Raw genomic sequence first — 25,705 nt, 5'->3', positions numbered from 1 at the left:
AGAAGCCCTCTGCGGGGACGGCAACGGCGGCCCCGGAGGTTCCGGAGCCGCCGTCGATGTCCGTCACGCGCACGTGGGGACGCCGTTTCAGCCCTTGGTGCTGTAGTTCGGCGCCTCGACTGTCATCTGGATGTCGTGCGGGTGGCTCTCCTTCAGGCCCGCCGAGGTGATCCGTACGAACCGGCCCTTGGACTCCATCTCGTCGATGGTGGCGGCGCCGACGTAGCCCATGGTCTGGCGCAGGCCGCCGACGAGCTGGTGCAGGACGTTGGCGAGCGGGCCGCGGTAGGGCACCTGGCCCTCGACGCCCTCGGGCACGAGCTTCTCGTCGGCGGTGACGTCGGCCTGGAAGTAGCGGTCCTTCGAGTACGACCTGCCCTGGCCGCGGGACTGCATGGCGCCCAGCGAGCCCATGCCGCGGTATGACTTGAACTGCTTGCCGTTGATGAAGAGCAGCTCGCCCGGGGACTCCTCGCAGCCGGCGAGGAGGCTGCCGAGCATCACCGTGTCGGCGCCGGCGGCCAGCGCCTTGCCGATGTCGCCGGAGTACTGCAGGCCGCCGTCGCCGATCAGCGGGATGCCGGCCGGACGGGCCGCGAGGGAGGCCTCGTAGATGGCGGTGACCTGGGGGACACCGATGCCGGCGACCACACGGGTGGTGCAGATGGAACCCGGGCCCACGCCCACCTTGATGCCGTCCACACCGGCGTCGATCAGCGCCTGGGCGCCGTCGCGGGTGGCGACGTTGCCGCCGACCACGTCGACGCCCACGCTCGACTTGATCTTCGACATCCAGCTGAGCGCGTTGCTGTTGTGGCCGTGCGAGGTGTCCACGACCAGGAAGTCCACGCCGGCCTCGGCGAGCGCCTGGGCGCGCTCCAGCGCCTCCGGGCTCGCGCCGACCGCGGCACCGACCAGCAGCCGGCCCTCGGCGTCCTTCGCGGCGTTGGGGTACTTCTCGGCCTTGACGAAGTCCTTGACGGTGATCAGGCCCTTGAGGACGCCTTCGTCGTCCACCAGCGGCAGCTTCTCGATCTTGTGCTTGCGCAGCAGCTCCATGGCCTCGGGGCCGGAGATGCCCACCTTGCCGGTGACCAGCGGCATCGGGGTCATGACCTCGTGCACGCGGCGGCTGCGGTCGCTCTCGAAGGCCATGTCGCGGTTGGTCACGATGCCGAGCAGCTTGCCGGCCGGGTCGGTGACCGGGACACCGCTGATGCGGAACTTCGCGCACAGGGCGTCGGCCTCGGCGAGCGTGGCCTCCGGGTGCACCGTGATCGGGTCGGTGACCATGCCGGACTCCGACCGCTTCACCAGGTCGACCTGGTTGACCTGGTCCTCGACGGACAGGTTGCGGTGCAGCACGCCGACGCCGCCGAGCCGGGCCATCGCGATCGCCATACGGGACTCGGTCACCTTGTCCATCGCCGCCGACAGCAGCGGGATGTTCACCCGGACGTTGCGGGAGATGCGGGACGAGGTGTCGACCGCGTTGGGGAGCACCTCGGATGCGCCCGGCAGCAGCAGCACGTCGTCGTAGGTCAGCCCGAGTGTCGCGAATTTACCGGGCACTCCGTCGACGTTGGCAGTCATGACACCTTCCCCAAATGGCCTTGATCGGTGCGGATGTCCATGCTAACGGGAAGCATCGCTAGCAAATTCCACGGTACGGGGTGACTTCAGGCTTCGTATGTTCGTACGGAAGCGGAAGCATGCCTGTTCAACAAAGGGAACTGCAGGGGCTTCGTACCAGGGTGTTACTGCTCGGCGAGCGCGCGCAGGCGGCTCAGTGCCCGGTGCTGGGCGACCCGGACCGCGCCGGGTGACATTCCCAACATCTGCCCCGTCTCCTCCGCGGTCAAGCCCACGGCAATCCGCAGCAGGAGCAGTTCGCGCTGGTTCTCGGGGAGGTTGGCCAGCAGCTTCTTGGCCCACTCGGCGTCGCTGCTGAGCAGGGCGCGCTCCTCGGGGCCGAGGGAGTCGTCGGGCCGCTCCGGCATCTCGTCGGAGGGCACCGCCGTGGAACCCGGGTGGCGCATCGCGGCGCGCTGCAGGTCGGCGACCTTGTGGGAGGCGATGGCGAAGACGAACGCCTCGAAGGGGCGGCCGGTGTCGCGATAGCGGGGCAGCGCGAGCAGCACCGCGACGCAGACCTCCTGGGCGAGGTCCTCGACGAAGTGACGCGCGTCGCCGGGCAGCCGGGACAGCCGGGTGCGGCAGTAGCGCAGCGCCAGCGGGTGGACATGGGCGAGCAGATCGTGCGTGGCCTGCTCGTCACCGTCGACGGCGCGATGGACGAGCGCACCGATCGCCCCGTGGGCCGTGCCCGCCTCGTCGTCGCGCATCGGTCCATGGTGCCTTGCGGCCGTCCGGTCCGTCGCACTGTGCTCGTGGTTGTGCACCGAAGCGTTATGAGCAGGCGCGCCGGCACTCATCTCCTGCGCCCTCCCCTTCCGCTCGACCGACTCGTCCCCGAGAGACTCCACACCTCAAGGATGCGGCATCCGCGCCGAAACGAGCAGCGCGCGCCCGGCGGGCCGACGTGTGCACCGCCCGCCGCGGCGCCCCGTCGGGTCGCACGCAGGGGGTGCCGGCAGCCCGGCCTTGTACGTCCCGTGCCTCGGCGGGCGGCGCCGACCACGGGTGTTGCCGGAGTGGATCTCCGTTCGCGCGCGCGGCCGACCGCCCGCCGCGCGGCTCCCCGGGTGTGACCGGGTCCACCCCGCGCGAGCACGTCACGGCCGCGTCCGCGGGCAACCGGAACCTCCGTCAGGACAGTTCACCGGCGCCCACCTCCGCGAGCGGGCCGGGACGCGTCGGCGCGGCACCGCGGCCCGCGGCACCGGGGCCGAGGGGCACGGTCGCCCACGCCAGGCAGGGGCGCGCACCCGCACGGCAGCGGAGCCGCAGGGCGCTTCCGCGCACGCGCGCGTGTCGCCAGGACACACCGGTACGGCGGTACGACTTCGGGACCGACAGCCACGACCTCGAACTCCACAGCCGCGGCCCCGGGACCGACGGCGTCGCCGAGGCGCGGGCTCGTCCGGCCCGGGGGATGCGCAGCCGCCTGCCCCGCAGGGCCGGGCACCGGCTACCGGACCAGTCCCCAGCGGAAGCCGAGCGCCACCGCGTGGGCCCGGTCCGAGGCGCCGAGCTTCTTGAACAGGCGCCGCGCGTGCGTCTTGACGGTGTCCTCGGAGAGGAAGAGCTCGCGGCCGATCTCGGCGTTGGACCGGCCGTGGCTCATGCCCTCCAGGACCTGGATCTCACGCGCGGTGAGCGTGGGCGCGGCGCCCATCTCGGCCGAGCGGAGCCGGCGCGGGGCCAGCCGCCAGGTCGGGTCGGCGAGGGCCTGGGTCACGGTGGCCCGCAGTTCGGCGCGCGAGGCGTCCTTGTGCAGGTAGCCCCGGGCGCCGGCGGCGACCGCGAGGGCCACGCCGTCCAGGTCCTCGGCGACGGTGAGCATGATGATGCGCGCGCCGGGGTCGGCGGACAGCAGTCGGCGCACGGTTTCCACGCCGCCCAGGCCGGGCATGCGCACGTCCATCAGGATGAGGTCGGAGCGGTCGGCGCCCCAGCGGCGGAGGACTTCCTCGCCGTTGGCCGCCGTCGTCACACGCTCGACACCGGGCACGGTCGCGACCGCGCGGCGGAGCGCTTCTCGGGCAAGCGGGGAGTCGTCGCAGACGAGGACGGATGTCATGACCGCCCTCCGCAGCTGATGCGCGTCACCTTGAGCCTCCAGGCTGGTACGGAATCGTCACCTGTGCGGTCGACCGTCTCGGACGCCTGCCCGAGCGCTTGTGTTTTCAACCGCCTCCGCACTCTCAACGACGGTCACTCGAAAGAGTTACGGGGCTACGTGCCGTCTTCGGCACTCTACGTGAGGGCCCCGACACGGTGCAGACATGGACAGCAGACCCTCAACTTTTCATCACAACTATGCCCCGTTTGGATCCTTTTCTTCCCGTTTTGCGGTGTCCGCGGCTAGATTCGCAATGAGTCATATTTTCATCTCCTTAGACCGGAGATGTACGGTCGATGGCACCGTATCCGCTCAGAACGGCTACAAGGGGTCACGTAATGGCAGATTTCTCCCGCCTTCCCGGACCGAACGCGGACCTGTGGGACTGGCAGCTGCTGGCTGCCTGCCGCGGCGTGGACAGCTCGCTCTTCTTCCACCCCGAGGGCGAGCGCGGGGCGGCTCGGAGCGCTCGCGAGAACTCGGCCAAGGAGGTCTGCATGAGGTGCCCTGTCCGCGCGGAGTGCGCGGCGCACGCACTGGCGGTACGCGAGCCGTACGGCGTGTGGGGCGGCCTGACCGAGGACGAGCGTGAGGAGTTGATGGGGCGCGCGCGCAACCGCCTGGTGACGGCTTCGGCCGCCGGCACGGACACCGCCCCGAATCACTGAAGGAACGTTTCTGCATCCAGAGGCCACCGGGTCCACCGGGTGCGCCCGCTTCCCCTCCACCAGGGCACGCCACACCAGCGCGCGTGCCCTTGACTCTGCCGTCGCCCGGCTAGCCGCTGACTCTGCCGTCGCTCCGCTAGCCGCGCCCCGCAGCCCGGGCCAGCTGTTCCAGCGTCGCCGCCACGGCCGGCACCTGAGCCAGGTCGGGCAGGGTGAGGGCGACGATCTCGCGCCGTACCGCCGGTTCCAGCCGTACCGTGCGGACACCTCTGGGCCGTACCGACTCCACCGCCAGCTGGGGCAGCACGGCGACGCCCAGACCCGCGCCGACCAGGCCGACCACCGCGGGATAGTCGTCCGTGGCGAAGTCGATGCGCGGGGTGAAACCGGCCCCCTCGCACGCCTCGACCAGCTGGCCGCGGCAGCGCGGGCAGCCCGCGATCCAGGGCTCCTCGGCCAGCTCGCCGATGGCGACGCTCTCCGCGCGCGCGAGCCGGTGCCGCTCGGGCACCAGCGCCACCAGACGGTCCGTCAGCAGGGGCCGTACGACCAGGTCGTCCCAGTCCTCGGCGACCGCCGCCCCCGCGTACCGGAAGGCCAGGGCCAGGTCGCAGTCGCCCTCGCGCAGCAGCTCGACCGACTTCGGGGGCTCGGCCTCCTCCAGGGAGACGCGGGTGCCGGGGTGGGCGGCGCGCAGGGCGGCCAGGGCGGTGGGGACCAGGGTGGAGCTGCCGCTGGGGAAGGAGACCAGCCGGACCCGGCCGGCCCGAAGGCCCGCGATGGCGGCGACCTCCTCCTCGGCCGCGGTGAGCCCCGCGAGGATGCCGGAGGCGTGCCTGACCAGGGCCTCCCCGGCCTGGGTCAGTCGCATCTCGCGGCCGCTGCGAACCAGCAGCGGGGTGCCGACCGAGGTCTCCAGGGCCTTCATCTGCTGGCTGACGGCGGGCTGGGTGCAGCCCAGTTCACGCCCCGCCGCCGAGAAGGAGCCGGTGGCGGCGACGGCACGCAGGACGCGGAGATGACGGGCCTCGATCACCCCTAGAGCATAAGGGCAGCTTGGGGATGATGCGCGATATTCGCTCGACGCTTTGAGGTGACATCCCGTACCGTGCGTTCATGAAGCTTCTCTCGGTCAATCTGGGCCGCCCCCAGCCGGTGCCGTACACGGACCAGGCGGAGGGCGTGACGGGCATCGACAAGAAGCCGGCCGACGGGCCGGTGCGGGTGGCGGCGCCGGGCCCCAAGGGCGTCGGCGCGAGCGGGCTGGCCGGCGACGCCGTGTGCGACCTGCGGCACCACGGCGGGGACGACCAGGCGGTGTACGCCTTCGCGCGCGAGGACCTGGACGACTGGGAGCGCGAACTCGGCCGATCGCTGGCCAACGGTTGCTTCGGGGAGAACCTGACGACGGACGGGGTGGACGTCTCCGGGGCGCTGATCGGCGAGCGCTGGCGGATCGGTTCCGGCGTGGTCCTGGAGGTGACCTCGGGCAGGATCCCGTGCCGCACGTTCCAGGGCCATCTGGGCGAACGCGCCTGGGTCAAGAGGTTCACACAGAAGGGCGCAACGGGTGCCTACCTCCGGGTGATCGAACCGGGTGAGATACGGGCGGGAGATGCCATCGGGATCGTGTACCGGCCGGACCACGGGGTGACGGCGGCGATGCAGTTCCGCGCGGTCACCACCGAGCGGGAACTGCTGCCGGGGCTGCTCGCGGCGGGCGAGGCGCTGCACCCGGAGACGCTGGAGAAGGCCCGCAAGTACGTGGCCGAACAGGCGGGCTGAGGAGCCGTCGGCCCGCAACTGGGGCGAGCCGTCCGGCCGAGCCGACGGGTCCGACCGGCAGGCCCGGGGCAGGGCGGGGGGCTCCCGGTGCTCAGGTCCGCACCACGAGGCCCGCACGCACCGCCGTACGGCGTCGCCCGGGACCCGTGCCGGCCAACTCCCGTGCCCGAGGGGAGCGGACGCGCACGCTCCGGGTCAATACCCTTGGGCCATGACAACGGCTCTGATTACGGGATCGACCGCGGGGATCGGTGCCGCGTTCGCGCGGCGGCTGGCGGCTGACGGGCACGGCCTCGTCCTGGTGGCGCGGGACACCAGGAGGCTGCGCGAACAGGCGACCGAACTGCACGACCGGCACGGCATCGTGGTGGAGGTGCTGACGGCGGACCTGTCCGAGGACAAGGGCATCGAGACGGTGGCCGACCGCCTCGGCGACCGGAAGAACCCGGTCGACCTGCTGATCAACAACGCCGGCTTCGGCAACAAGGGCCGCTATCTCGAGGTGCCCATGGCCGACGAGCTGAAGATGCTCAAGGTGCACTGCGAGGCGGTGCTGCGGCTGACCTCGGCGGCGACCGAGGCGATGCGGGAGCGGGGCCGGGGCGGCGTCGTCAACGTCGCCTCCGTGGCCGCCTTCGTCCCCCGGGGCACCTACGGCGCGTCCAAGGCGTGGGTCGTGCAGTTCACGCAGGGCGCCGCCAAGGACCTCGCCGGCAGCGGCGTCCGCCTGATGGCCCTGTGCCCCGGCTTCGTGCGCACCGAGTTCCACCAGCGGGCCGGCATGGGGACGGACAACATCCCCGGCTGGATGTGGCTGGACGCCGACAAACTGGTCGCGGCGGCCCTGTCCGACCTGGCCCGCGGCAAGTCCCTGTCGATCCCGGACCCGCGCTACAAGGCGCTGATGGGCCTGGTGAAGGTCACCCCGCGCGGGCTGATGAGCGGGATCTCCTCCCGGACCGGGCGCAAGTACGGGCCCCAGTAGCGGAGGGGTGGCGCTGCCGTCCCGGTGCGAAAATGAGCGTGACGGAAACCGGGCCAGGGGGGCCGGGAGGCGGCGTCATGACCTTCGTACAGCTCATCGAGTGCAGGACGAGCCGGCTGGACGAGATGAACCGGCTCATGGACGACTGGGTCGAGCAGACCAAGGGAAAGCGGACGGCGACGCACGCGCTGGTCGGCAAGGACCGCTCCGACGCGGCGCACGTCGTCGAAGTGGTGGAGTTCCCGTCGTACGAGGAGGCGATGCGGAACTCGAACCTGCCGGAGACCGACAAGATCTTCCACGACCTGGTCGCCCTGTGCGACGAGATGCCGACGTTCATCGATCTGGACGTCGTACGGGACGAGCGGCTGGCCGAGGACACCGTACGGCGGTTCTTCGCGGCGCTGGCGACCCCGGGCGAACTGCCGCCGCTCAACGATCTGCTGGACGAGGACATTCACAGCCACGATCCGGTGAATCCCCAGGTCACGATCGGGCTGGACAACGCCCGCGCCGAGTTCCGGATGTGGCGCGGGGGGTTCGACTTCGCGTTCACGGTCGAGGATGTGCTGGGCCAGGGCGACCGGGCCTGCGCACGGTGGACCTGGAACGCCACACACAAGGGCGACTTCCTGGGCATCCCGGGCACCGGACGGCAGGTCACCATGACCGGGATGACGCTGTTCCGCCTCACGGACGCCGGCAAGATCGCCGAGATGTGGTGGGAGCACGACCAGCTGGGGCTGATGCAACAGCTGGGTGCGCTGGACGAGTTGGAGCAGTAGAGGCCCTTCTCGCCAGTCCGGTCGCCCGTCCGGACAGGGCGAAGGCCCGGCACCCCGAAGGGCGCCGGGCCTCAGCTTTACGCTGCCTCAGCTCTACGGTGCTTCAGCTCTGCAGTGCTTCAGCTCTGCGGTGCCTCAGTGGGCGTGGCCGTGGCCGTGGCCCGCGGCGGCCGGCTCTTCCTCTTCCTTCTTCTCGACGACCAGGGTCTCGGTCGTGAGCAGCAGGGAGGCGATGGAGGCGGCGTTCTCCAGGGCGGAGCGGGTGACCTTCACCGGGTCGATGACGCCGGCCTTGACCAGGTCGCCGTACTCGCCGGTGGCGGCGTTGTAGCCCTGCCCCTGCTCCAGGTCCTTGACCTTGGAGACGATGACGTAGCCCTCCTGGCCGGCGTTCTCGCCGATCCAGCGCAGCGGCTCGACCACGGCGTTGCGGACGACCGCGACACCGGTGGCCTCGTCGCCGGCCTTGTCGAGGTTGCCCTCGAGGACCTTGGAGGCGTGGACCAGGGCGGAGCCACCACCGGAGACGATGCCCTCCTCGACCGCGGCGCGGGTCGCGGAGATGGCGTCCTCCAGACGGTGCTTCTTCTCCTTCAGCTCCACCTCGGTGGCGGCGCCGACCTTGATCACGCACACGCCGCCGGCCAGCTTGGCGAGGCGCTCCTGGAGCTTCTCGCGGTCCCAGTCGGAGTCGGTGTTCTCGATCTCGGCCTTGATCTGCGCGACGCGGCCGGTCAGGTCCTCCTGCTTGCCGGCACCCTCGACGATCGTGGTGTCGTCCTTGGTGACGGTGACGCGGCGGGCGGAGCCGAGGACGTCGATGCCGACCTGGTCGAGCTTGAGGCCGACCTCCTCGGAGATGACGGTGGCGCCGGTGAGGATCGCCATGTCCTGCAGCATCGCCTTGCGGCGGTCGCCGAAGCCGGGGGCCTTCACCGCGACGGCGTTGAAGGTGCCGCGGATCTTGTTGACGACCAGGGTCGACAGGGCCTCGCCCTCGACGTCCTCAGCGATGATCAGCAGCGGCTTGGAGGAGCCCGCCTGGATGACCTTCTCCAGCAGCGGCAGCAGGTCCTGGATGGAGCTGATCTTGCCCTGGTTGATGAGGATGTACGGGTCGTCGAGGACGGCCTCCATGCGCTCCTGGTCCGTCACGAAGTACGGCGACAGGTAGCCCTTGTCGAAGGCCATGCCCTCGGTGAAGTCCAGCTCCAGACCGAAGGTGTTGGACTCCTCGACGGTGATGACACCGTCCTTGCCGACCTTGTCCATCGCCTCGGCGATGAGCTCGCCGACCTGCTGGTCCTGGGCGGACAGCGCGGCGACGGCGGCGATGTCGGACTTCTCGTCGATCGGACGGGCCGAGGCGAGCAGCTCGTCGGAGACGGCCTTGACGGCGGCGTCGATGCCCTTCTTCAGGGCGGCCGGGGAGGCGCCGGCGGCGACGTTCTTCAGGCCCTCGCGCACGAGCGCCTGGGCGAGCACGGTGGCGGTGGTGGTGCCGTCACCCGCGATGTCGTTGGTCTTGGTCGCCACCTCCTTCACCAGCTGCGCGCCGAGGTTCTCGTACGGGTCCTCGATCTCGACCTCGCGGGCGATCGTGACACCGTCGTTGGTGATGGTGGGGGCGCCGAACTTCTTGTCGATGACGACGTTGCGGCCCTTGGGGCCGATCGTCACCTTCACCGTGTCGGCCAGCTTGTTGACGCCGCGCTCGAGGGCGCGACGGGCGTCCTCGTCGAACTTCAGGATCTTCGCCATGACAGCGGGAGCCCTCTCGGAAATCTATTGGGTGGTAAGACAACTGCGCCCCGGGCGCCCGGCTTCTTATCGGTCGCGGGGGCCAGGGGCGCAGCTGAAGGAACTTCGAGGTGGGTTACTTCTCGATGATCGCGAGGACGTCGCGAGCCGAGAGGACGAGGTACTCCTCGCCGTTGTACTTCACCTCGGTGCCGCCGTACTTGCTGTAGAGGACGACGTCGCCGACCTTGACGTCGAGCGGAAGGCGCTCGCCGTTCTCGAAGCGGCCCGGGCCCACGGCGAGGACGGCGCCCTCCTGGGGCTTCTCCTTCGCGGTGTCCGGGATGACCAGGCCAGAGGCCGTGGTCTGCTCGGCGTCCAGCGGCTGGACCACGATGCGGTCCTCGAGCGGCTTGATGGCAACCTTGGAGCTGGCGGTCGTCACGATCCGACCTCCCCCTTCGGAGATCTCACGGGGTTAACTGTCTGAGGTGGCGACCAGGTCGATCCGTCGTCGCGGGTGCCGGACCTGCCCGTCGCTTTGTTGGCACTCTCCAGGGGGGAGTGCCAGAGCCGAGACTATGACCGCGATTAGCACTCGGTCAAGCGGAGTGCCAATGCCGTGCGGCGCGTCGGCGGAATCTTGTCTGCGCCGGGTTCCTGGTGGTCCGGTGTTGCCCCGCCGTCCCGGGGGCTGCCGCCCCCGGACCCCCGCTTCGGCCTGAACGGCCTCGTCCTCAAACGACGGACAGGCTGAATTTCGCCGACCGGCACTGGAAAAGTGCCCTACAGGCAGTCCTCAATGCCGTGCCGCGCGTCGACGGAAGACGGTGCACGCGGTTGCCCGGAGGCCCGGCGTTCGCCCCGCCGCCCCCGGGGGCTGCCGCCCCCAGACCCCCGCTTCGGCCTGAACGGCCTCGTCCTCAAACGCCGGACGGGCTGAATTTGCCGACCGGCACTGGAGAAGTGCTCTACAGGTAGTCCTCCAGCCGCCCCACCGTCAGCCCCCGCTGCTGCACCCTCCGCAGGACCCTGGCCGTGCGTTCTCTGAGGCTCGGGCCCGTCGATTCGTCCGGGCCGACCAGGATGATGTCGCCGGGGCGCAGGTGGTGTTCGCCGTGCGCGTAGACGAGGTCGGTCGGGGTCATCGCGGCGCGCCAGAGGACGACCGTGGAGATGCCGCAGTCGGCCGCCGCGCGGAGGGTGGTGGGGTCGTACGAGCCGTACGGCGGGCGGAAGAGACGGGGGCGCAGGCCGAGACGGGAGCTGAGCCGGTCCTGCTGGCCGCAGATCTCGGCGCGCTGACCGGCGTACGGCAGTCCGGCGAGCACGCGATGGTCGAGGGTGTGGTTCTGGATGCCGGCACCCAGCCGGTGCAGGCGGGCGAAGTGGCCGTAGCCGGGGCCGGCGACGCTGTCGGTGAGGAACATGCTGACCGGCAGCCGGAGTTCGCGGACCATGTCGACGAAGCGGGGGTCGTGGTCGGCGCCGTCGTCGTAGGTGAGGAAGACGACCGGGTCGTGGGTGGGGACGTGGTCCAGGACGCGGGGCAGGGTGCGGCCGCCGGCGCCCGGAGTCAGGGCCAGGGCGCGCGCGGCGGGCTGCGGCGGACGGGCGAGGGGCTCGGTCAGGCCCCAGCGGCGGTAGGTCTGGTCGGGGGCCGGCCCGTGCGGGTGCACTCCCTCGGCCGCCTTCTTGCCGAGGCGTTCGATGGGGTCGACGGACTGGGCGCAGCCGGTGAGGAGGAGAGCCGAGGCGAGGAGCGCGACGAGGCACCGGCCCCGCTGACGCCGCTTGGAACCCGCTCCCCGGTGCCACGGCCGCGGCCCCGGCCCCGGCCTCACAGGTAGTCCTCCAGGCGGGCCACGGCGTAGCCCTCGCGCGTGACCTTGTTCAGGAAGCGGCGCATGTCGTCGACCATCGTGCCGTTCCAGTCGGAGCGGCCGCGGAAGTGGGTGAGGACGATGTCGCCGCGGCGCATCTTCTGGTCGTCCTCGCGGTACTCCCAGTGGTCGACGTAGACCTCCTCGTTCCAGATCGGCGCGTACTTGATGCCGCAGGCCTTGGCGGCGCGCAGGGTGTCCTGGTTGTAGTTGCCGTACGGCGGCCGGAAGACCGTCGGGCGCCTGCCGAACTGCTTCTCCATGATGTCCTGCATGCCGCAGATCTCGGCCTTCTGGTCCTCGTAGGACAGACCGGGCAGATAGGGGTGGTGCAGGGTGTGGTTGTTGAGGGTGTGGCCGTAGGACTGCATCTTCCGGAAGTAGCCGTAGTCGTCCTTGACCAGGTAGTTGCTGAGGAAGGCGGTGTACGGGATCTTCAGCTCCTGCATCATCCGCAGGAACTCCGGGTCCTTCTCCGAGCCGTCGTCGATGGTGAGGAAGACGATCTTCTGCTTGGTGGGGATCGTGGTGAAGACGGGCGGCAGGTCCCAGTCCTCCTGGTGGGTCACCTCGAAGCCGGCCCGGGCGGTGATCTCCGGTTTCTGCCTCGGCGGCGGGGGTGGCGTCAGCGGGACCCCGGCCAGGCCCCAGCGTCTGGCCGCGGCGACCAGGCGGGCGTGTTCGGCGGCCTGGCGGTCCTGGGGACTCAGGACGCGCACCGGGGCGCCGTGACCGGGCGCGGGGCGGGCCGCGTCGGAGGAGCCGGCACAACTGGACAAAAGGGCGGAACAAGCCAGCGCGGCGGCTGCGCAGCCGAGGACCCGACGCCCACGACCGGACCGGTTTTTGTCATTTTGTACGACTGCTCGCATGGTGTCGGATCCTCCCAGCCCGGAGCCCGGAGCCCGGGCCGACACCGCCGCCGGGAGGCGCACGATCCACCGACTGGCCCACAATGACCCGGTGAACGACCTCGCTCTCCTCCTCACCCCCGAAGGCCGTGCCCTCCTCGACGAGGTCCGCGACACCCACCCGGCCGACGAACTCGCCGTCGCCACCCGGCTGCGCCGCGAGCACCCCGCCGAGCTGGTGTCGGCCGCCCTCGGCCAGGCCAGGCTGCGGCAGCGGGCGGCGGCGAAGTTCGGGGCGGCGGACGCGGGGCGGATGTTCTTCACGCCGAACGGGGTCGAGCAGTCGACGCGGACGAGCGTCGCCACCTACCGGGCCGAGCGGTTCAGGAACCTCGGGGTGACCTCGGTCGCCGACCTGTGCTGCGGGATCGGCGGGGACGCGATCGCGTTCGCCCGGGCGGGGATCCGGGTGCTGGCCGTGGACCGGGATCCGGAGACCGCCGCGGTGGCGCGGGCGAACGCCGAGGCGCTGGGGCTGGGCGAGCTGATCGAGGTGCGGGAGGCGGATGTCACGGAGGTGGACACGGGCGGATACGACGCCGTGTTCGTCGACCCTGCCCGGCGGGGCGGGCGATCGGGCAGGGCCGCGCGAAGCGCGTCGGTGAGGGGCGGCGGCCGGGCGACGGGCGGGAGGATTTTCGACCCCGAGGCCTATTCCCCGCCCCTCTCCCGGGCGGTCGAGGCCGCCCGCAGGGCGCCCCGCGCGGCACTGAAGGTGGCGCCCGGCATCCCGCACGACGCCGTGCCCGCCGACGCCGAGGCCGAGTGGATCTCGGACGGCGGAGACGTCAAGGAGGCGGTGCTGTGGTTCGGCACCGAGCCGGGCGCGGTGCGCGCCACCCTGCTGCCCGGCCCGCGCACGCTGCTCGGCAGGGGGCTGCCCGACCCGGAGGTCCGGCCGGTGGGCCGCTATCTGTACGAGCCGGACGGTGCCGTCATCCGCGCCCATCTGGTCGCCGAGGTGGCCGAGCACCTGGGCGGCGGCCTGATCGACCCCACCATCGCCTACGTGACCGCCGACGAACCGCGCCCCACGGCGTACGCCTCCGCCTATGAGATCACCGACCAACTCCCCTTCAACGTCAAGAAGTTGAAGGCCTTTCTTCGGGAGCGCGAGGTCGGCACGCTGACCGTGAAGAAGCGCGGCTCGGCCGTCGAGCCGGAGGAACTGCGCAGGAAGGTCAAGCCGCACGGTCCGAACGCGGCGACCGTCTTCCTCACCCGGGTCGCGGGGGCACCGGCCATGCTGATCGGGGCCCCCGTCACCCCTCAGTGACCGGGAAGGGAATCGATTCTCGACAGCAGCAGCTGCCGCTCGCGGTCGTTGCGCGCGAGGGCCGCCGCTCGTTCGAACTCCGCGCGGGCCTCGGCCGTACGGCCGAGGCGGGCCAGCAGGTCGCCGCGGACGCTGGGCAGCAGGTGGTAGTCGCGCAGGGCGGGTTCGGCGGTCAGGGCGTCCACCAGCTTCAGGCCCTCGGCCGGGCCGTCGGCCATCGACACGGCGACCGCGCGGTTCAGCTCGACCACCGGGGACGGGGCGCGAGCCGCCAGCAGGCCGTAGAGGGTGGCGATGGTGCGCCAGTCGGTCTCCTCGTAGGTGTACGCGTGTGCGTGACACGCGGCGATGGCCGCCTGGAGGGCGTACGGGCCCGGGGCCCCGCTCGCCGTGGCACCGGCCCGGTCGAGGGCGCGGATGCCGCGGGCGATGAGCATGCGGTTCCAGCGGCGGCGGTTCTGGTCCTGCAGCAGCACCGGCTCGCCGTCCGGACCGGTACGGGCGGCCGTGCGCGACGCCTGGAACTCCAGCAGCGCGGTCAGGCCGTGCACCTCCGGCTCCTTGGGCATCAGCGCGGACAGCACGCGGGCCAGCCGCAGCGCGTCCTCGCACAGGCCCGGACGGAGCAGGTCGTCGCCGGTGGTGGCCGCGTACCCCTCGTTGAAGATCAGGTAGATGACGTCCAGGACGGAGCCGAGTCGGGCCTCGCGGTCGGGGCCGCAGGGCACCTCGAAGGCGACGTTCTGCTTCGCCAGGGTGCGTTTGGCGCGGACGATGCGCTGGGCGACCGTCGGCTCCGGGACGAGGTAGGCGCGGGCGATCTCGGCCGTGCTCAGGCCGCCGAGCAGGCGCAGGGTGAGCGCGGTGCGGGCCTCGGGCGACAGCACCGGGTGGCAGGCGGTGAAGACGAGCCGGAGCAGGTCGTCGTCGATGTCGTCCGGGTCGGCGGGCGCGTCGTACGCGGGCGGGGCCGTCTGCAGGTCGCGGCCGATCTCGGCGAGCTTGCGGGCGTAGGTCTCGCGGCGCCGGATCAGGTCGACGGCGCGGTGCCGGGCGGTTGCCATGAGCCAGGCGCCGGGGTTGGCGGGCACGCCGTCGCGGGGCCACTGCTCCAGGGCGGCGACCAGCGCGTCCTGCGCCAGTTCCTCGGCGATGCCGACGTCCCGGACGATCCGGGCGACGCCGGCGATGACCCGGGGCGACTCCAGACGGAAGACGGTCTCGATGGTGTGGGCCGCGGTGGGGGCGGGGCGTGCTGGGGTGGGCTGTGGTTCCACAGCCCACCATGCAACACCCCCGGGCGGCCCGAGGCCAGGGACGGCTCAGCCCTCGGCGATCTCCCGGACCTCACAGGTCACGGTCCAGTACTCCTCATGGGTCTGCAGGAACCGCTTGGTCCACTCGATCGCCTCGTCCATGTCCTTGCACTGCATCAGCGCGTAGCCGCCGACGACCTCCTTGGACTCGGTGAACGGCCCGTCCGTGACGGCGAGCCTGCCGCCCTCCCAGCGGACCCGCTTCCCCTGGCTGTGCGGGGTGAGTCCGGCGGTGTCGAGCATGACGCCGGCCTTGGTGATCTCCTCGATCAGCTCGCCCATCCGCTGCATCAGCTCGGGGCTGGGACCCTCGGGCGGCGCGGTGGACTCGTCGACGCGTACCAGCGAGAGATAGCGGGGCATGGTGGCTCCTTCGGTCGGGGCGGCGGGGCCTGTCCCCGCCACTCAGCCATGCGTCGAACGGCAGACACCCGGATCGACACGCCCACCGAAGTTTTTTTCTCCGGTTTCTCTCAGCGGTTTTCTGTCAGCGGTTTCTGTCGGCGGTTTCTGTCAGCGCAGGGACGCCCACAGCTCGCGCGCCGCCGGCTCCTTCGCGATCACCCGGTTGGGGTCGGAGGGGGCGGTGACGACCGGCATCATCACCGTTCTCACCCGGTCGGCGGTCAGGCCCTTCAGGCTCTGCCCGAGCCGCATCAGCTCGCTCAGGGAGTCCAGGCCGGTGTCCGTGGTGAGGCTCGCGGTGACCGCGTCGGCGACCCGGTACAGCCTGGCCGGGTCGGTGAGCAGGTTCGTGGCGGCCATCTGCTCCAGCAGGTCCTTGACCAGCATCTGCTGCAGCCCTATGCGGCCGAGGTCGCTGCCGTCGCCTATGCCGTGCCGGGTGCGGGCGAGCGCGAGCGCCTGCTTGCCGTCGAGGTGGTGGGAGCCGGCCTTCAGGTGCAGATGGCTCTGGTCGTCGTCGATGTTCTGCGGGGTGGTCACGTCGACCCCGCCGAGCGCGTCGACCAGCTTGGCGAAGCCGGAGAAGTCGATCTCGACGTAGTGGTCCATGCGCACGTTCGTGATCGACTCGGCGGTCTTCACCGCGCACACCGGCCCGCCCACCGCGTAGGCGCTGTTGAACATCGCGCCGTGGGCCACGGCCGTCGAGCCGCCGGAGGCGAGCGGGCAGGACGGGCGGGTGACGAGGGTGTCGCGCGGGATGCTGACGACGGTGGCCTTCGTGCGGCCCGCGTCGAGGTGCACGACCATCGCCGTGTCCGAGCGGGCGCCGGAGCTGTCGCCGCCGCCGAGCTCCTGGTTGGCCCTGCCGCTGCGCGAGTCCGAGCCCAGGACCAGGATGTTCAGGGAGCCGGTCGGCAGCGGGGAGGCGGCGGCCGAGGGGGTGACCACCGCCTTGGCCGGGCGGTCGTCGCCCAGTGCGCTGTTGATGTCGACGCTTTTGATGTTGTGGTCGAGGTGCCAGTACGCCCAGCCCACCGCGGCCGTGCCCAGCACCAGGGCGCCCGCCAGGGTGAGGCCGACGATCCTCAGCGCTCCCGATCGCCGGCCCACCCGTCTGCCTGCTTCGCCTTGCTCCTCTTGGTGCTCCATGTGTCGCGTCACGGCAGGAACGTAAGTCCGAATTATTAGGGGACTGTTAGCGCAAGCCGCGAGAATCGGTTTTCTTCGGAATTTCTCATGCCGCGCCGCCCAAGGCCTGGGCGATGCCGTGGTACGCCGGTTTCGGCTGGTAGTTCTCGTCGTACGGGGTCGCCGCGCCGTAGCCGGGGAAGGTGCTCGGCACCCAGGAGTCGGCGTCGGTGAAGCCCCACACGGTGACGTTCACACAGCGGGTGACGGCGGCGCAGGCGGCCACGACCGCGTGGAAGTCGGCCTTCTGCTGGGCGAGTTTCGCGCTGTCCGCGGGCAGTTGCATGCGTACGTCCAGCTCGGTGATCGCCACGTCCACGCCGAGGTCGGCGAAGCGCTGGATGTTCTGCCGCAGCGTGCTCGGCACCTGGCCGAGGATCAGATGGGCCTGCAGGCCGACGCCGCCGATCGGGACGCCCCGCGCCTTCAGGGACCTGACCAGGTTGTACAGGGCGTTGGACTTCGCGTTCACGCCCTCGACGTTGTAGTCGTTGATGTACAGCCTGGCGCCCGGGTCGGCGGCGTGCGCCCAGGTCAGGGCGCTGGCGACATAGCCGCGGCCGAGACGGTCGTACCAGATCGTGGAGCGACCTGGGCGAAGGCCACGATCCGGTCGGCCTCGCTCCAGTCGTAGCTGCCCCGGGTCGGCTCGACGGTCCCCCACTTCATGGCGTTGCCGGGGGTGAGCGAGCTGAACTGGGCCCCGGCGAGGTCACCGTAGGTGCCGGTGAGCCTGGAGCCGGTGACGGCGGTGCCGATGAGCTTGCCCTTGGCGGCGGCGAGGTCGCGCAGAGGGGTGCCGGCGGCGTGCGCGGCGGGCGCGGTGAACAGCAGCGCGACGCCGGTCAGCAGGGACGCGAGCGGTAAGCCGAGTCTCAGCGTTCTCATGGCGGGTGCCTCCGAAAGTTTCGGTCGAACAACCGATTGACTTCGGAGGAGTGTGAGGGCGCCCGCCCCACCCGTCAATACGTCACCTTCCGGCCAACGGCGTCACGCGGCAGCGGGCGCGGCGGTACTGCTGCGGACGACGAGGCTGGTCGCCAGTTCCACCCGGGTCGCCGCCCGCTCCTCCTGCTCGCGCCCCAGCTCCAGCACCAGCCGGGCGGCGGCCTCGGCCATCTCGGTCAGCGGCTGCCGTACGGTCGTCAGCGGCGGGCCGACCCAGCGGGCCACCGGCAGATCGTCGAAGCCGACCACACTCAGGTCCTCCGGGATGCGCAGCCCCAGCTCACGGGCGGCCTCGTACAGGCCGAGCGCCTGCAGGTCGTTGCCCGCGAAGACGGCCGTCGGCCGGTCGGGGCGGCGCAGCAGCTCCAGGCCCAGGCGGTAGCCGGAGTCGTGGTGGAAGTCGCCGGGCACGATCAGCGAGGGGTCGACGGGCAGGCCGGCCGTCTCCAGCGCGGCGCGGTAGCCGTCGACGCGGGCGCGGCTGCACATCATCCGGGACGGTCCGCTGATCGCGCCGATCCTGGTGTGGCCGAGCTCGACCAGATGACGGGTGGCGGCGAGTCCGCCCTGCCAGTTGGTGGCGCCGATGGACGGCACGTCCGGGCCCGGGTCGCCGGCCGGGTCCATCACCACGAACGGGATGGAGCGGCTGGTCAGCAGCGCCCGCTGGGACTCGTCGAGCCCGGACAGCACCAGCACCACGCCGTGCGGGCGGCGCGCGGCCACCTGGTCGGCCCAGGTCCGGCCCGGGGTGAGCCGGCCGGCCGACTCGGACAGCACGACGCTCAGCCCGGCGTCCCGGGCCACGTTCTCCACGCCCCGGATGACCTCCAGCGCCCAGGCGCTCTCCAGCTCGTGGAAGACCAGGTCGATCAGCGGCGAGCGGGACGCCTCGGCGCGGCGGCGCCGGTAGCCGTGGGTGCGCAGCAGCTCCTCGACCCGGGTGCGGGTCGCGGGGGCGACATCGGCGCGGCCATTGAGCACCTTCGAAACAGTCGGAGCCGACACCCCGGCCTCACGGGCGATGTCGGCGAGGGTCGCCGTCTGCGTTTCTCCGGCCGTTCCTGCGGGCTTCGAAGGCTTCATGCCCGCGATCGTAACCCCGCCCGCCCCCTTGACGAAGGCGTGCACGCGCCATAGGTTCCCGGAACATTCGGTATCTTCTTCGAAACATTCGTAGCATTCGTTCGCAGCATCGGCAGCATCCCTCATGAGCGACAGTCAGAGTGACGGGAGTTCCATGACCACCGCTCCTTGGCGCGGCCCCGCCCTGACCGCCGATGCCGACTGGGACGAGCTGATCACCCACGGCCTCGGCCAGCTGACCCGCTCCTTCGGCACCGCCCCCGTGGAGCCGGATCTCGCCGCGCGGGCCCTGGCCCGCGCCCAGCGCCGGATCGTGGCCGCCGGCCGCCTCGGCATCCCCGCCGTCGCCCACGAGGAGTGCCTGGCCGGCTTCATGGCCTGGCGGGCCACGGCGTACCCGGTGCCGCTCGCCTGGGGCGCGGCCTTCGACCCGGAGCTGGTCGAGCAGATGGCCCGGCGCATCGGCGACGACCTGCGCGCATCCGGTGTCCACCAGGGCCTCGCCCCCGTCCTGGACGTGGTCCGCGACCCGCGCTGGGGACGGGTCGAGGAGACGATCGGCGAGGACCCGTACCTGGTCGGCACCATCGGCACCGCCTACGTACGCGGCCTGGAGTCGGCCGGGGTCGTCGCCACGCTGAAGCACTTCGCCGGGTACGCGTCCTCGGCGGGCGCCCGGAACCTGGCGCCGGTGCGGGCCGGCGTGCGGGAGTTCGCGGATGTCACCATTCCCCCCTTCGAGATGGCGCTGCGCGAGGGCGGGGCCCGCTCGGTGATGGCGGCCTACACCGAGACCGACGGCGTGCCCGCCTCCGCCGACCCGCGCCCGCTGACCGAACTGCTGCGCGAGGAGTGGGGCTTCACCGGCACGGTGGTCGCCGACTACTTCGGCATCGGGTTCCTGCAGACCCTGCACCGGGTCGCGGCGGACGAGGCGGAGGCGGCGCACCGGGCGCTGGCCGCGGGCATCGACGTGGAGCTGCCCGCCGTGAAGTGCTACGGCACCCCGCTCGTCACCGCCGTCTCCGAGGGCCGTATCCCTGAGGCGCTGGTGGACCGCGCGGCCCGGCGGGTGCTGCTGCAGAAGTGCGAGCTCGGCCTGCTGGACGTGGACTGGCGGCCGGAGCCGGCGGGGCCGGTGGACCTGGACTCGGCGGAGAACCGGGCCGTGGCCCGGCGGCTGGCCGAGGAGTCGGTGGTGCTGCTGGACAACCCCGGCGGGCTGCTGCCGCTGGCCCCCGGCGCCCGGATCGCGGTGGTCGGCCCGCGCGCGGCGGACGCGCTCGCCCTGCTCGGCTGCTACTCCTTCCCCTCCCATGTCCTCACCCAGCACCCCGAGGTCCCGCTCGGCATCGAGGTCCCCACGGTCCTGGACGCGCTGCGCGCCGAACTCCCCGATGCCAAGGTGACCTTCGACGAGGGCTGCGGGGTCTCGGATGCGGACACCGGCGGCTTCGAGGAGGCGGTGGCCCGGGCGGCGGAGGCGGACGTGTGCGTGGCGGTGCTCGGCGACCGGGCGGGCCTGTTCGGCCGGGGCACCTCCGGCGAGGGCTGCGACGTCGCCGATCTCCAACTGCCGGGATTGCAGGCGGAGTTGCTGGAACGGCTGGTGGCGACGGGGGTCCCGGTGGTGCTGGTGCTGCTCACCGGGCGGCCGTACACCCTGGGCCGCTGGCACGGCCGGCTCGGCGCGGTCGTCCAGGCCTTCTTCCCCGGCGAGGAGGGAGGCCCGGCGGTGGCCGGGGTGCTGTCCGGCCGGGTGAACCCCTCCGGGCGCCTCCCGGTGAGCGTGCCGCGCGTGCCCGGCGGCCAGCCCTGGACCCATCTCCAGCCCCCGCTGGGCCTGGCCGGCGAGGTCAGCAGCCTGGACCCGACCCCGCTGTACCCGTTCGGCCACGGCCGCTCGTACACGACGTTCAGCTGGGAGGACGTCCACGGCACCGGGACCGAGATCCCGACCGACGGCTCGTACGACCTCTCCCTCACCGTCCGCAACACCGGCGACCGCGCCGGGGCCGAGGTCGTCCAGCTGTATCTGCACGACCCGGTGGCGAGCGTGACCCGGCCCGACGTACGGCTGATCGGGTACCGGCGGGTGGCGCTGACCCCGGGCGGATCCCGCCGGCTGACCTTCCGCTTCCACGCCGACCTGTCCGCGTTCACGGACCGCACCGGGGCACGGGTGGTGGAGCCGGGCGCGCTGGAGCTGCGGCTGGCCGCGTCGAGCACGGACGTACGGCACTCGGCACGGATCCGGCTGACCGGGCCGGTGCGGACGGTGGGAGCCGAGCGGCGGCTGCGGTGCGAGGTGGAGGTGTCCGAGGGAACCGATTGAACGCCAGGGGTCGGGTGGAACGTATGGGGCTGCGGCGGAACCACATCGAACCAAGTTTCGCAAGACCCCTGACACGGGCGTTCAGGTTGCTTTCAGGTCGCCCCTGGCAGGGTCGGGCCGTAAACGATCACCCCCCACCTGGCAGGAGCGGTTTTGACGACGACGAAATCCGTCATGAAGAAACTGCCCGAGGTCACCCTCGCGTTCTGGATCATGAAGATCGCGGCAACGACCCTGGGCGAGACCGCGGGAGACCTGTTCTCCCAGACGCTCAAGCTCGGCTACTTCCCCACCACCATCGCCCTGTTCCTGGTCTTCGTGGTGACGCTGGTGGTGCAGCTGCGCTCCGCGCGCTACAACCCGTTCTTCTACTGGACGGTGATCCTGTCGACCTCCATGGCCGGCACCACCATGTCCGACTTCATGAACCGCGACGCCAGCGCCCGGTACCTCTCGAACGGCGCGACGAAGCTGGGCTGGGGCCCGCAGGGGCTGGGCCTCGGCTATCCGGAGGGCGCCGCGATCCTGATCTCGATCCTGCTGCTGATCTTCCTCGGCTGGAAGCTGAGCGGGATGACCTTCCAGATCACCGAGATCGTCACCTTCCGGGGCGAGGCCCTGTTCTGGTCGGCGATCCTCGTCTCGAACACCCTCGGCACCTCGATGGGCGACTTCCTGTCCGACAGCTCGGGTCTGGGCTATCTGGGCGGCGCGGCCCTGGTGACCGGCGTGCTGCTGGTCCTGGTCGCCCTGATGAGGGTCCCGGCGGTGCCGAACGTCCTGCTCTTCTGGATCGCGTTCGTGCTGACCCGCCCGCTGGGCGCCACGGCCGGCGACTTCCTGACCAAGCCGGTCGCCAAGGGAGGCCTGGACCTGGGTACGGCCGGTTCCTCGGCGGTGCTGCTCGCGGTGCTGTTCGGCCTGATGGGCTACGCCCACGTCAAGGAGCGGCGGGCCGCCGCCCCGGCCTTCGGGGGCCCCGGGGCGGAGGCGGTCCAGCCCGAGGAGGCCGGGCGCCGGTAACCAACGCGAAACCCCGCCCCGGATGTCCCGGGGCGGGGTTTCGTGTGGAGCGCCGGGCAGGCCTTGCACCTGCATCTCCCCGCAGGAAGCGGGACGTCTTTCCTTGGACCACCAACGCACTGCGTCCGGGACGGTTTCCGATGTCCGGGTTCCGGCCGTTCGCTGTGTGATGATCATAGCCCAGGTCGGGGGGATCTTGGCAACTCAGCCGTCGGCCACCGACTCGAACCGCCAGCGGTGCACCGGCCGCGTCACCAGCTCTTCTGCGGGCTCCGGAAGTTCGGGGATCACGGCGTCGTACGGCGCATCCCACCAGGTGATGACCAGCACCCGGTCCTGCGGCGCGCGGAGGGTCTCGCGGCGCAGCGGCTCCGGGTCCAGCGGCTGCTGTCGCACCCAGGCGAGCAGTTCCTCACCCAGGCCCTCGACGGCCCGGGCCTCCCACATCAGGGCGATGGTCACGAGTACAGGTTCTCCCTGCTGATCTCGTGCACATGGTCGTGGTCGGCCGGGACGTGCGGGTCCGTGACCGGCAGGGAGGAGTCGGCCGACAGGTCCCAGCCGGAGGCGGCCCGGTTGCGGGCGACCATCTCGGCGCCGAGCGCGGCCACCATCGCGCCGTTGTCCGTGCACAGCTTGGGGCGCGGCACGCGCAGCCGGATGCCGGCCGCCTCGCAGCGCTCCTGGGCGAGGGCCCGCAGCCGCGAGTTGGCCGCGACACCGCCGCCGATCATCAGGTGGTCGACGCCCTCGTCCTTGCAGGCGCGGACGGCCTTGCGGGTCAGGACGTCCACGACGGCCTCCTGGAAGGAGGCGGCCACGTCACGCACCGGGACCTCCTCGCCGGCTGCGCGCCTGGCCTCGATCCAGCGGGCCACGGCCGTCTTCAGCCCGGAGAAGGAGAAGTCGTAGACGGGGTCGCGGGGGCCGGTCAGGCCGCGCGGGAAGGCGATCGCCTCCGGGTCGCCCTCGCGCGCGTACCGGTCGATGACCGGGCCGCCGGGGAAGCCCAGATTCAGCACCCGGGCGATCTTGTCGAAGGCCTCGCCGGCCGCGTCGTCGATGGTGGAGCCCATGGGGCGGACGTCGGAGGTGATGTCCTCGGACAGCAGCAGCGACGAGTGCCCTCCGCTGACCAGCAGGGCCATCGTCGGCTCGGGCAGCGGGCCGTGCTCCAGCTGGTCGACGCAGATGTGCGAGGCGAGGTGGTTGACGCCGTACAGGGGCTTGCCGAGGGCGTAGGCGTACGCCTTGGCCGCCGAGACGCCGACGAGCAGGGCGCCCGCGAGACCGGGACCGGCGGTGACGGCGATGCCGTCGAGGTCCCTGGCGCTCACGCCCGCCTGCTTCAGCGCCCGGTCGATCGTCGGGACCATCGCCTCCAGGTGCGCCCGCGACGCCACCTCCGGTACGACACCGCCGAAGCGGGCGTGCTCGTCCACGCTGGAGGCGACGGCGTCCGCCAGCAGGGTGGTGCCGTGGACGATGCCGACGCCGGTCTCGTCACAGGAGGTCTCGATGCCGAGGACGAGAGGTTCGTCAGCCATTGATATCGGTTCCTTGTGCTGAAGCTGAGGGGTCGGTCAAGCGCATCACCAGGGCGTCCACGTTGCCCGGCTGGTAGTAGCCGCGTCTGAAGCCGATGGGTTCGAAGCCGAAGCGCTCGTAGAGCTTCTGGGCGCGCACGTTGTCGACCCGGCACTCGAGCATCACCTCGTGGCACTCGAACGCGGTCGCCGCGCGCAGCAGCTCGGCCAGCAGCCGCGCGCCGAGGCCGGTGCCCTGGAACTCGCGCGCCACGGCGATCGTCTGGACGTCGCCCTGCTCACCGGCGGCGACCAGTCCGGCGTAGCCGACGATGCGGCCATCGGTCTCGGCCACGAGATAGCGCCGGGTCGCCTCGGCGCCCCGGGAGTGCGCCAGCTCGGACCAGAACATGCCCCGGGACCAGGCGTCCTCGGGGAACAGGTCCTTCTCCAACTCCAGGACCGGGTCGATGTCCCACCAGCGCATCTCGCGCAGTCGTACGGTCACTTCGGGGTGACCACCTTGTAGTTCTTGGGCACCTGCGCGTCCGGGCGGCGCAGATACAGCGGCCGGGGTGCCGGCAGCTCCTCGCCGGCGGCCAGCTTCTCGACGGCGAACGAGGCGAGGGCGGCGGCGGAGACATGCTCGGGCTCGTGGGCGCCCGGGAACGTGTCCGGGTAGAGCAGCGCGCCCGCGCCCACCGCCGGCAGGCCCGCGACCTGCTCGGCGATGTCGGCCGGCCGGTCCACGGCCGGGTCGGTCAGCCGGGTGCGGGAGTCGGCGTACTTCGCCCAGTAGACCTCCTTGCGCCGGGCGTCGGTCGCCACGACGAAGGGGCCCTTCTCGATGTCGGCGGCGTAGGCGAGGCCGTCCAGCGTGCACACGCCGTGGACGGGGACGCCGAGCGCCAGGCCGAAGGTGTCGGCGGTCATGAGGCCGACGCGCAGACCGGTGTAGGGGCCGGGGCCGATGCCGACGACGATGCCGGTGACGGCGTCCAGCCGGAGTCCGGCCTCGGCGAGCACACGGTCCACGGCCGGCAGCAGCAGCTCTCCGTGCCGGCGCGCGTCCACCTGACTCGACGAGGCGATGACGTCCGTGCCGTCGTGCAGCGCGACGGTGACGGCGGGTGTTGCGGTATCCAGAGCGAGCAAGAGCACGCGAACAGCCTACGGCGCCCGCGCCGTGTGCATGGCCGTCCCGGGCGGACGGTCACTGACTGCTACCGTCTGTACGAAGTACGACATATCGCATCAGGAACATGAGCGCATCAGGACCCTGAGGAAGAGGTGAGCATGGCGGGGACCAGCTCGCTGATCGTGGCCGGCCTCACCGCGGCGGCCCTCGGAGCCGTCGGCTTCCTCGGCTACCAGGCCCGGGAGACCGCACCGGCACACCTGAGCGGCAGCCCCGGCCCGAACGCGGCGAGCTCGGGCAGGACCCCCGGGGGCCGGCACAGCCCGTCCTCGGTGCCACGCGGGTCCGGTACGGGTGAACGGGTCGTGTACTCGGTGGACGACGACCGGGTCTGGCTGGTCGACCAGGGGAACCGGATGGAGCGCAGCTTCAGGGTCGCCCCCGGCACGGTCGACCCCCCGCCGGGCACGTACTGGGTGACGTCCCGGTCGAGCGCGACCACCGGCACGGACGGCGTCCCCGTCGAGCACGTGGTCCGGTTCACCAGCGTGCAGGGGCTGGTGATCGGGTTCAGCGCGGCCACCGCTCCGCGAGCGGCTGCCGCCGGGCCGAGCGTGCGGACCGGGGGGATCCGGGAGACGCGGGCCGATGGGGAGGCGATGTGGATGTTCGCGACCATCGGGGTCAAGGTGGTGGTGATCCGCTAAGCGGCGTGCCTCGACAGGCCGTCCGGCGGCTGCGGGTCCGTCGTGTCCGGGCGCGTCCCCACGGCGGTAGCCGCATGTTCGGCGGGGCCCCGCGCTCCTTCGGGGCGGGCTTCCGGGGCCCGGGGTGGACAGGAGACCGTTTTCGCCGCCTCGCACGACGCCAGCAGGTCATGCATGGACACCCCGATGGGCCGAGGCTCGGTCATGGACGCCTCCTGAAGTGCGGGGGCGGGCGTAGATAGGCAGGCCTAA

General features: G+C 71.6%; 24 protein-coding genes, 1 tRNA gene and 1 pseudogene. 8 read left to right on the top strand and 18 right to left on the bottom strand.

The window, feature by feature from the left end; all coding sequences use genetic code 11:
• Positions 1–87: 87 nt before the first annotated feature.
• The 3 genes from guaB to ACWC2T_RS07430 form a co-directional block, all read right to left on the bottom strand.
• Complete coding sequence (guaB, locus tag ACWC2T_RS07440; protein WP_450669451.1) at positions 88–1,593, bottom strand: IMP dehydrogenase; 1,506 nt, start codon at positions 1,591–1,593, stop codon at positions 88–90.
• A 164-nt stretch (positions 1,594–1,757) separates the two neighbouring features.
• Positions 1,758–2,345, bottom strand: a complete 588-nt coding sequence (locus tag ACWC2T_RS07435; RefSeq protein ID WP_030641278.1) for a sigma-70 family RNA polymerase sigma factor — start codon at positions 2,343–2,345, stop codon at positions 1,758–1,760.
• Between the two features lie 746 nt (positions 2,346–3,091).
• On the bottom strand, positions 3,092–3,703 hold the full coding sequence (locus tag ACWC2T_RS07430; protein ID WP_003948568.1) for a response regulator transcription factor: 612 nt from the start codon (positions 3,701–3,703) through the stop codon (positions 3,092–3,094).
• A gap of 380 nt (positions 3,704–4,083) precedes the next feature.
• Between ACWC2T_RS07430 and ACWC2T_RS07425 the strand changes: the two genes are divergently transcribed.
• Positions 4,084–4,413 carry a WhiB family transcriptional regulator gene (locus ACWC2T_RS07425; RefSeq protein ID WP_450669450.1) on the top strand — a complete coding sequence of 110 codons (330 nt, stop codon included), beginning with the start codon at positions 4,084–4,086 and terminating at the stop codon, positions 4,411–4,413.
• Between the two features lie 136 nt (positions 4,414–4,549).
• Here ACWC2T_RS07425 and ACWC2T_RS07420 read toward each other — a convergent pair whose 3' ends face one another.
• Positions 4,550–5,449, bottom strand: a complete 900-nt coding sequence (locus tag ACWC2T_RS07420; RefSeq protein ID WP_450669449.1) for a LysR family transcriptional regulator — start codon at positions 5,447–5,449, stop codon at positions 4,550–4,552.
• An 80-nt stretch (positions 5,450–5,529) separates the two neighbouring features.
• Here ACWC2T_RS07420 and ACWC2T_RS07415 point away from each other — a divergent pair, with 80 nt between their 5' ends.
• From ACWC2T_RS07415 to ACWC2T_RS07405, 3 genes are all read left to right on the top strand, one after another.
• The gene (locus tag ACWC2T_RS07415) at positions 5,530–6,198 is read left to right on the top strand and encodes an MOSC domain-containing protein (RefSeq protein WP_450669448.1); all 669 of its coding nucleotides are present in this window, start codon (positions 5,530–5,532) and stop codon (positions 6,196–6,198) included.
• A 211-nt stretch (positions 6,199–6,409) separates the two neighbouring features.
• Entirely contained in the window at positions 6,410–7,183 is a 774-nt protein-coding gene (locus ACWC2T_RS07410) for an SDR family NAD(P)-dependent oxidoreductase (protein WP_450669447.1), read from the top strand.
• Between the two features lie 77 nt (positions 7,184–7,260).
• Positions 7,261–7,968 carry an ester cyclase gene (locus tag ACWC2T_RS07405; RefSeq protein ID WP_450669446.1) on the top strand — a complete coding sequence of 236 codons (708 nt, stop codon included), beginning with the start codon at positions 7,261–7,263 and terminating at the stop codon, positions 7,966–7,968.
• A gap of 135 nt (positions 7,969–8,103) precedes the next feature.
• On the opposite strand, the gene groL is transcribed toward ACWC2T_RS07405, so the two are convergent.
• The 4 genes from groL to ACWC2T_RS07385 form a co-directional block, all read right to left on the bottom strand.
• On the bottom strand, positions 8,104–9,729 hold the full coding sequence (gene groL / locus ACWC2T_RS07400; protein ID WP_450669445.1) for a chaperonin GroEL: 1,626 nt from the start codon (positions 9,727–9,729) through the stop codon (positions 8,104–8,106).
• A gap of 115 nt (positions 9,730–9,844) precedes the next feature.
• Positions 9,845–10,153, bottom strand: coding sequence for a co-chaperone GroES (groES, locus tag ACWC2T_RS07395; protein ID WP_039652762.1), 309 nt, complete (start codon positions 10,151–10,153; stop codon positions 9,845–9,847).
• Between the two features lie 526 nt (positions 10,154–10,679).
• Positions 10,680–11,552: a polysaccharide deacetylase family protein gene (locus ACWC2T_RS07390; RefSeq protein ID WP_450669444.1), complete on the bottom strand. Its 873-nt coding sequence runs from the start codon at positions 11,550–11,552 to the stop codon at positions 10,680–10,682.
• A complete protein-coding gene (locus tag ACWC2T_RS07385) occupies positions 11,549–12,463 on the bottom strand; it encodes a polysaccharide deacetylase family protein (RefSeq protein ID WP_450669443.1) in 915 nt (304 codons plus the stop codon). Before ACWC2T_RS07385 ends, ACWC2T_RS07390 begins: the two co-directional genes overlap by 4 nt.
• A gap of 91 nt (positions 12,464–12,554) precedes the next feature.
• On the opposite strand from ACWC2T_RS07385, the gene ACWC2T_RS07380 reads away from it, so the two are divergent.
• Complete coding sequence (locus ACWC2T_RS07380; RefSeq protein ID WP_450669442.1) at positions 12,555–13,778, top strand: class I SAM-dependent methyltransferase; 1,224 nt, start codon at positions 12,555–12,557, stop codon at positions 13,776–13,778.
• On the opposite strand, the gene ACWC2T_RS07375 is transcribed toward ACWC2T_RS07380, so the two are convergent.
• The 5 genes and pseudogenes from ACWC2T_RS07375 to ACWC2T_RS07355 all read right to left on the bottom strand — a co-directional run bounded on the left by ACWC2T_RS07375 (position 13,772) and on the right by ACWC2T_RS07355 (position 18,724).
• Positions 13,772–15,055 carry an RNA polymerase sigma factor gene (locus tag ACWC2T_RS07375; RefSeq protein WP_450669441.1) on the bottom strand — a complete coding sequence of 428 codons (1,284 nt, stop codon included), beginning with the start codon at positions 15,053–15,055 and terminating at the stop codon, positions 13,772–13,774. The genes ACWC2T_RS07380 and ACWC2T_RS07375 overlap by 7 nt on opposite strands.
• A gap of 45 nt (positions 15,056–15,100) precedes the next feature.
• Positions 15,101–15,457: a YciI family protein gene (locus ACWC2T_RS07370; RefSeq protein ID WP_351210458.1), complete on the bottom strand. Its 357-nt coding sequence runs from the start codon at positions 15,455–15,457 to the stop codon at positions 15,101–15,103.
• 150 nt (positions 15,458–15,607) lie between these two features.
• Positions 15,608–16,651: an LCP family protein gene (locus ACWC2T_RS07365; RefSeq protein WP_450669596.1), complete on the bottom strand. Its 1,044-nt coding sequence runs from the start codon at positions 16,649–16,651 to the stop codon at positions 15,608–15,610.
• A gap of 94 nt (positions 16,652–16,745) precedes the next feature.
• Positions 16,746–17,578: pseudogene (locus ACWC2T_RS07360) on the bottom strand (endo-1,4-beta-xylanase); the annotation flags it as partial.
• A 102-nt stretch (positions 17,579–17,680) separates the two neighbouring features.
• Positions 17,681–18,724: a LacI family DNA-binding transcriptional regulator gene (locus tag ACWC2T_RS07355; protein WP_450669440.1), complete on the bottom strand. Its 1,044-nt coding sequence runs from the start codon at positions 18,722–18,724 to the stop codon at positions 17,681–17,683.
• 154 nt (positions 18,725–18,878) lie between these two features.
• Here ACWC2T_RS07355 and ACWC2T_RS07350 point away from each other — a divergent pair, with 154 nt between their 5' ends.
• Complete coding sequence (locus ACWC2T_RS07350; RefSeq protein WP_450669439.1) at positions 18,879–21,059, top strand: beta-xylosidase/alpha-l-arabinosidase; 2,181 nt, start codon at positions 18,879–18,881, stop codon at positions 21,057–21,059.
• 153 nt (positions 21,060–21,212) lie between these two features.
• On the top strand, positions 21,213–22,082 hold the full coding sequence (locus tag ACWC2T_RS07345) for a COG4705 family protein (RefSeq protein ID WP_450669438.1): 870 nt from the start codon (positions 21,213–21,215) through the stop codon (positions 22,080–22,082).
• 45 nt (positions 22,083–22,127) lie between these two features.
• Here the strand turns inward: ACWC2T_RS07345 and ACWC2T_RS07340 are convergent.
• From ACWC2T_RS07340 to tsaB, 5 genes are all read right to left on the bottom strand, one after another.
• Positions 22,128–22,200 (bottom strand) — tRNA-Arg (locus tag ACWC2T_RS07340).
• Positions 22,201–22,286: 86 nt separating this feature from the next.
• On the bottom strand, positions 22,287–22,544 hold the full coding sequence (locus ACWC2T_RS07335) for a hypothetical protein (protein ID WP_450669437.1): 258 nt from the start codon (positions 22,542–22,544) through the stop codon (positions 22,287–22,289).
• Positions 22,541–23,629: a tRNA (adenosine(37)-N6)-threonylcarbamoyltransferase complex transferase subunit TsaD gene (gene tsaD, locus ACWC2T_RS07330; RefSeq protein WP_450669436.1), complete on the bottom strand. Its 1,089-nt coding sequence runs from the start codon at positions 23,627–23,629 to the stop codon at positions 22,541–22,543. Before tsaD ends, ACWC2T_RS07335 begins: the two co-directional genes overlap by 4 nt.
• Entirely contained in the window at positions 23,622–24,095 is a 474-nt protein-coding gene (rimI, locus tag ACWC2T_RS07325; RefSeq protein ID WP_450669595.1) for a ribosomal protein S18-alanine N-acetyltransferase, read from the bottom strand. Before rimI ends, tsaD begins: the two co-directional genes overlap by 8 nt.
• A 17-nt stretch (positions 24,096–24,112) precedes the next feature.
• Positions 24,113–24,769, bottom strand: coding sequence for a tRNA (adenosine(37)-N6)-threonylcarbamoyltransferase complex dimerization subunit type 1 TsaB (tsaB, locus tag ACWC2T_RS07320; protein WP_450669435.1), 657 nt, complete (start codon positions 24,767–24,769; stop codon positions 24,113–24,115).
• Positions 24,770–24,904: 135 nt separating this feature from the next.
• Between tsaB and ACWC2T_RS07315 the strand changes: the two genes are divergently transcribed.
• Positions 24,905–25,453: a hypothetical protein gene (locus ACWC2T_RS07315; RefSeq protein WP_450669434.1), complete on the top strand. Its 549-nt coding sequence runs from the start codon at positions 24,905–24,907 to the stop codon at positions 25,451–25,453.
• Positions 25,454–25,705: the final 252 nt, after the last annotated feature.

It is taken from the genome of Streptomyces sp. NPDC001393 (assembly GCF_053597455.1).
The sequence above is the reverse complement of the archived record's forward strand: the minus strand, read 5'-3'. Positions and strand labels throughout refer to the sequence as shown.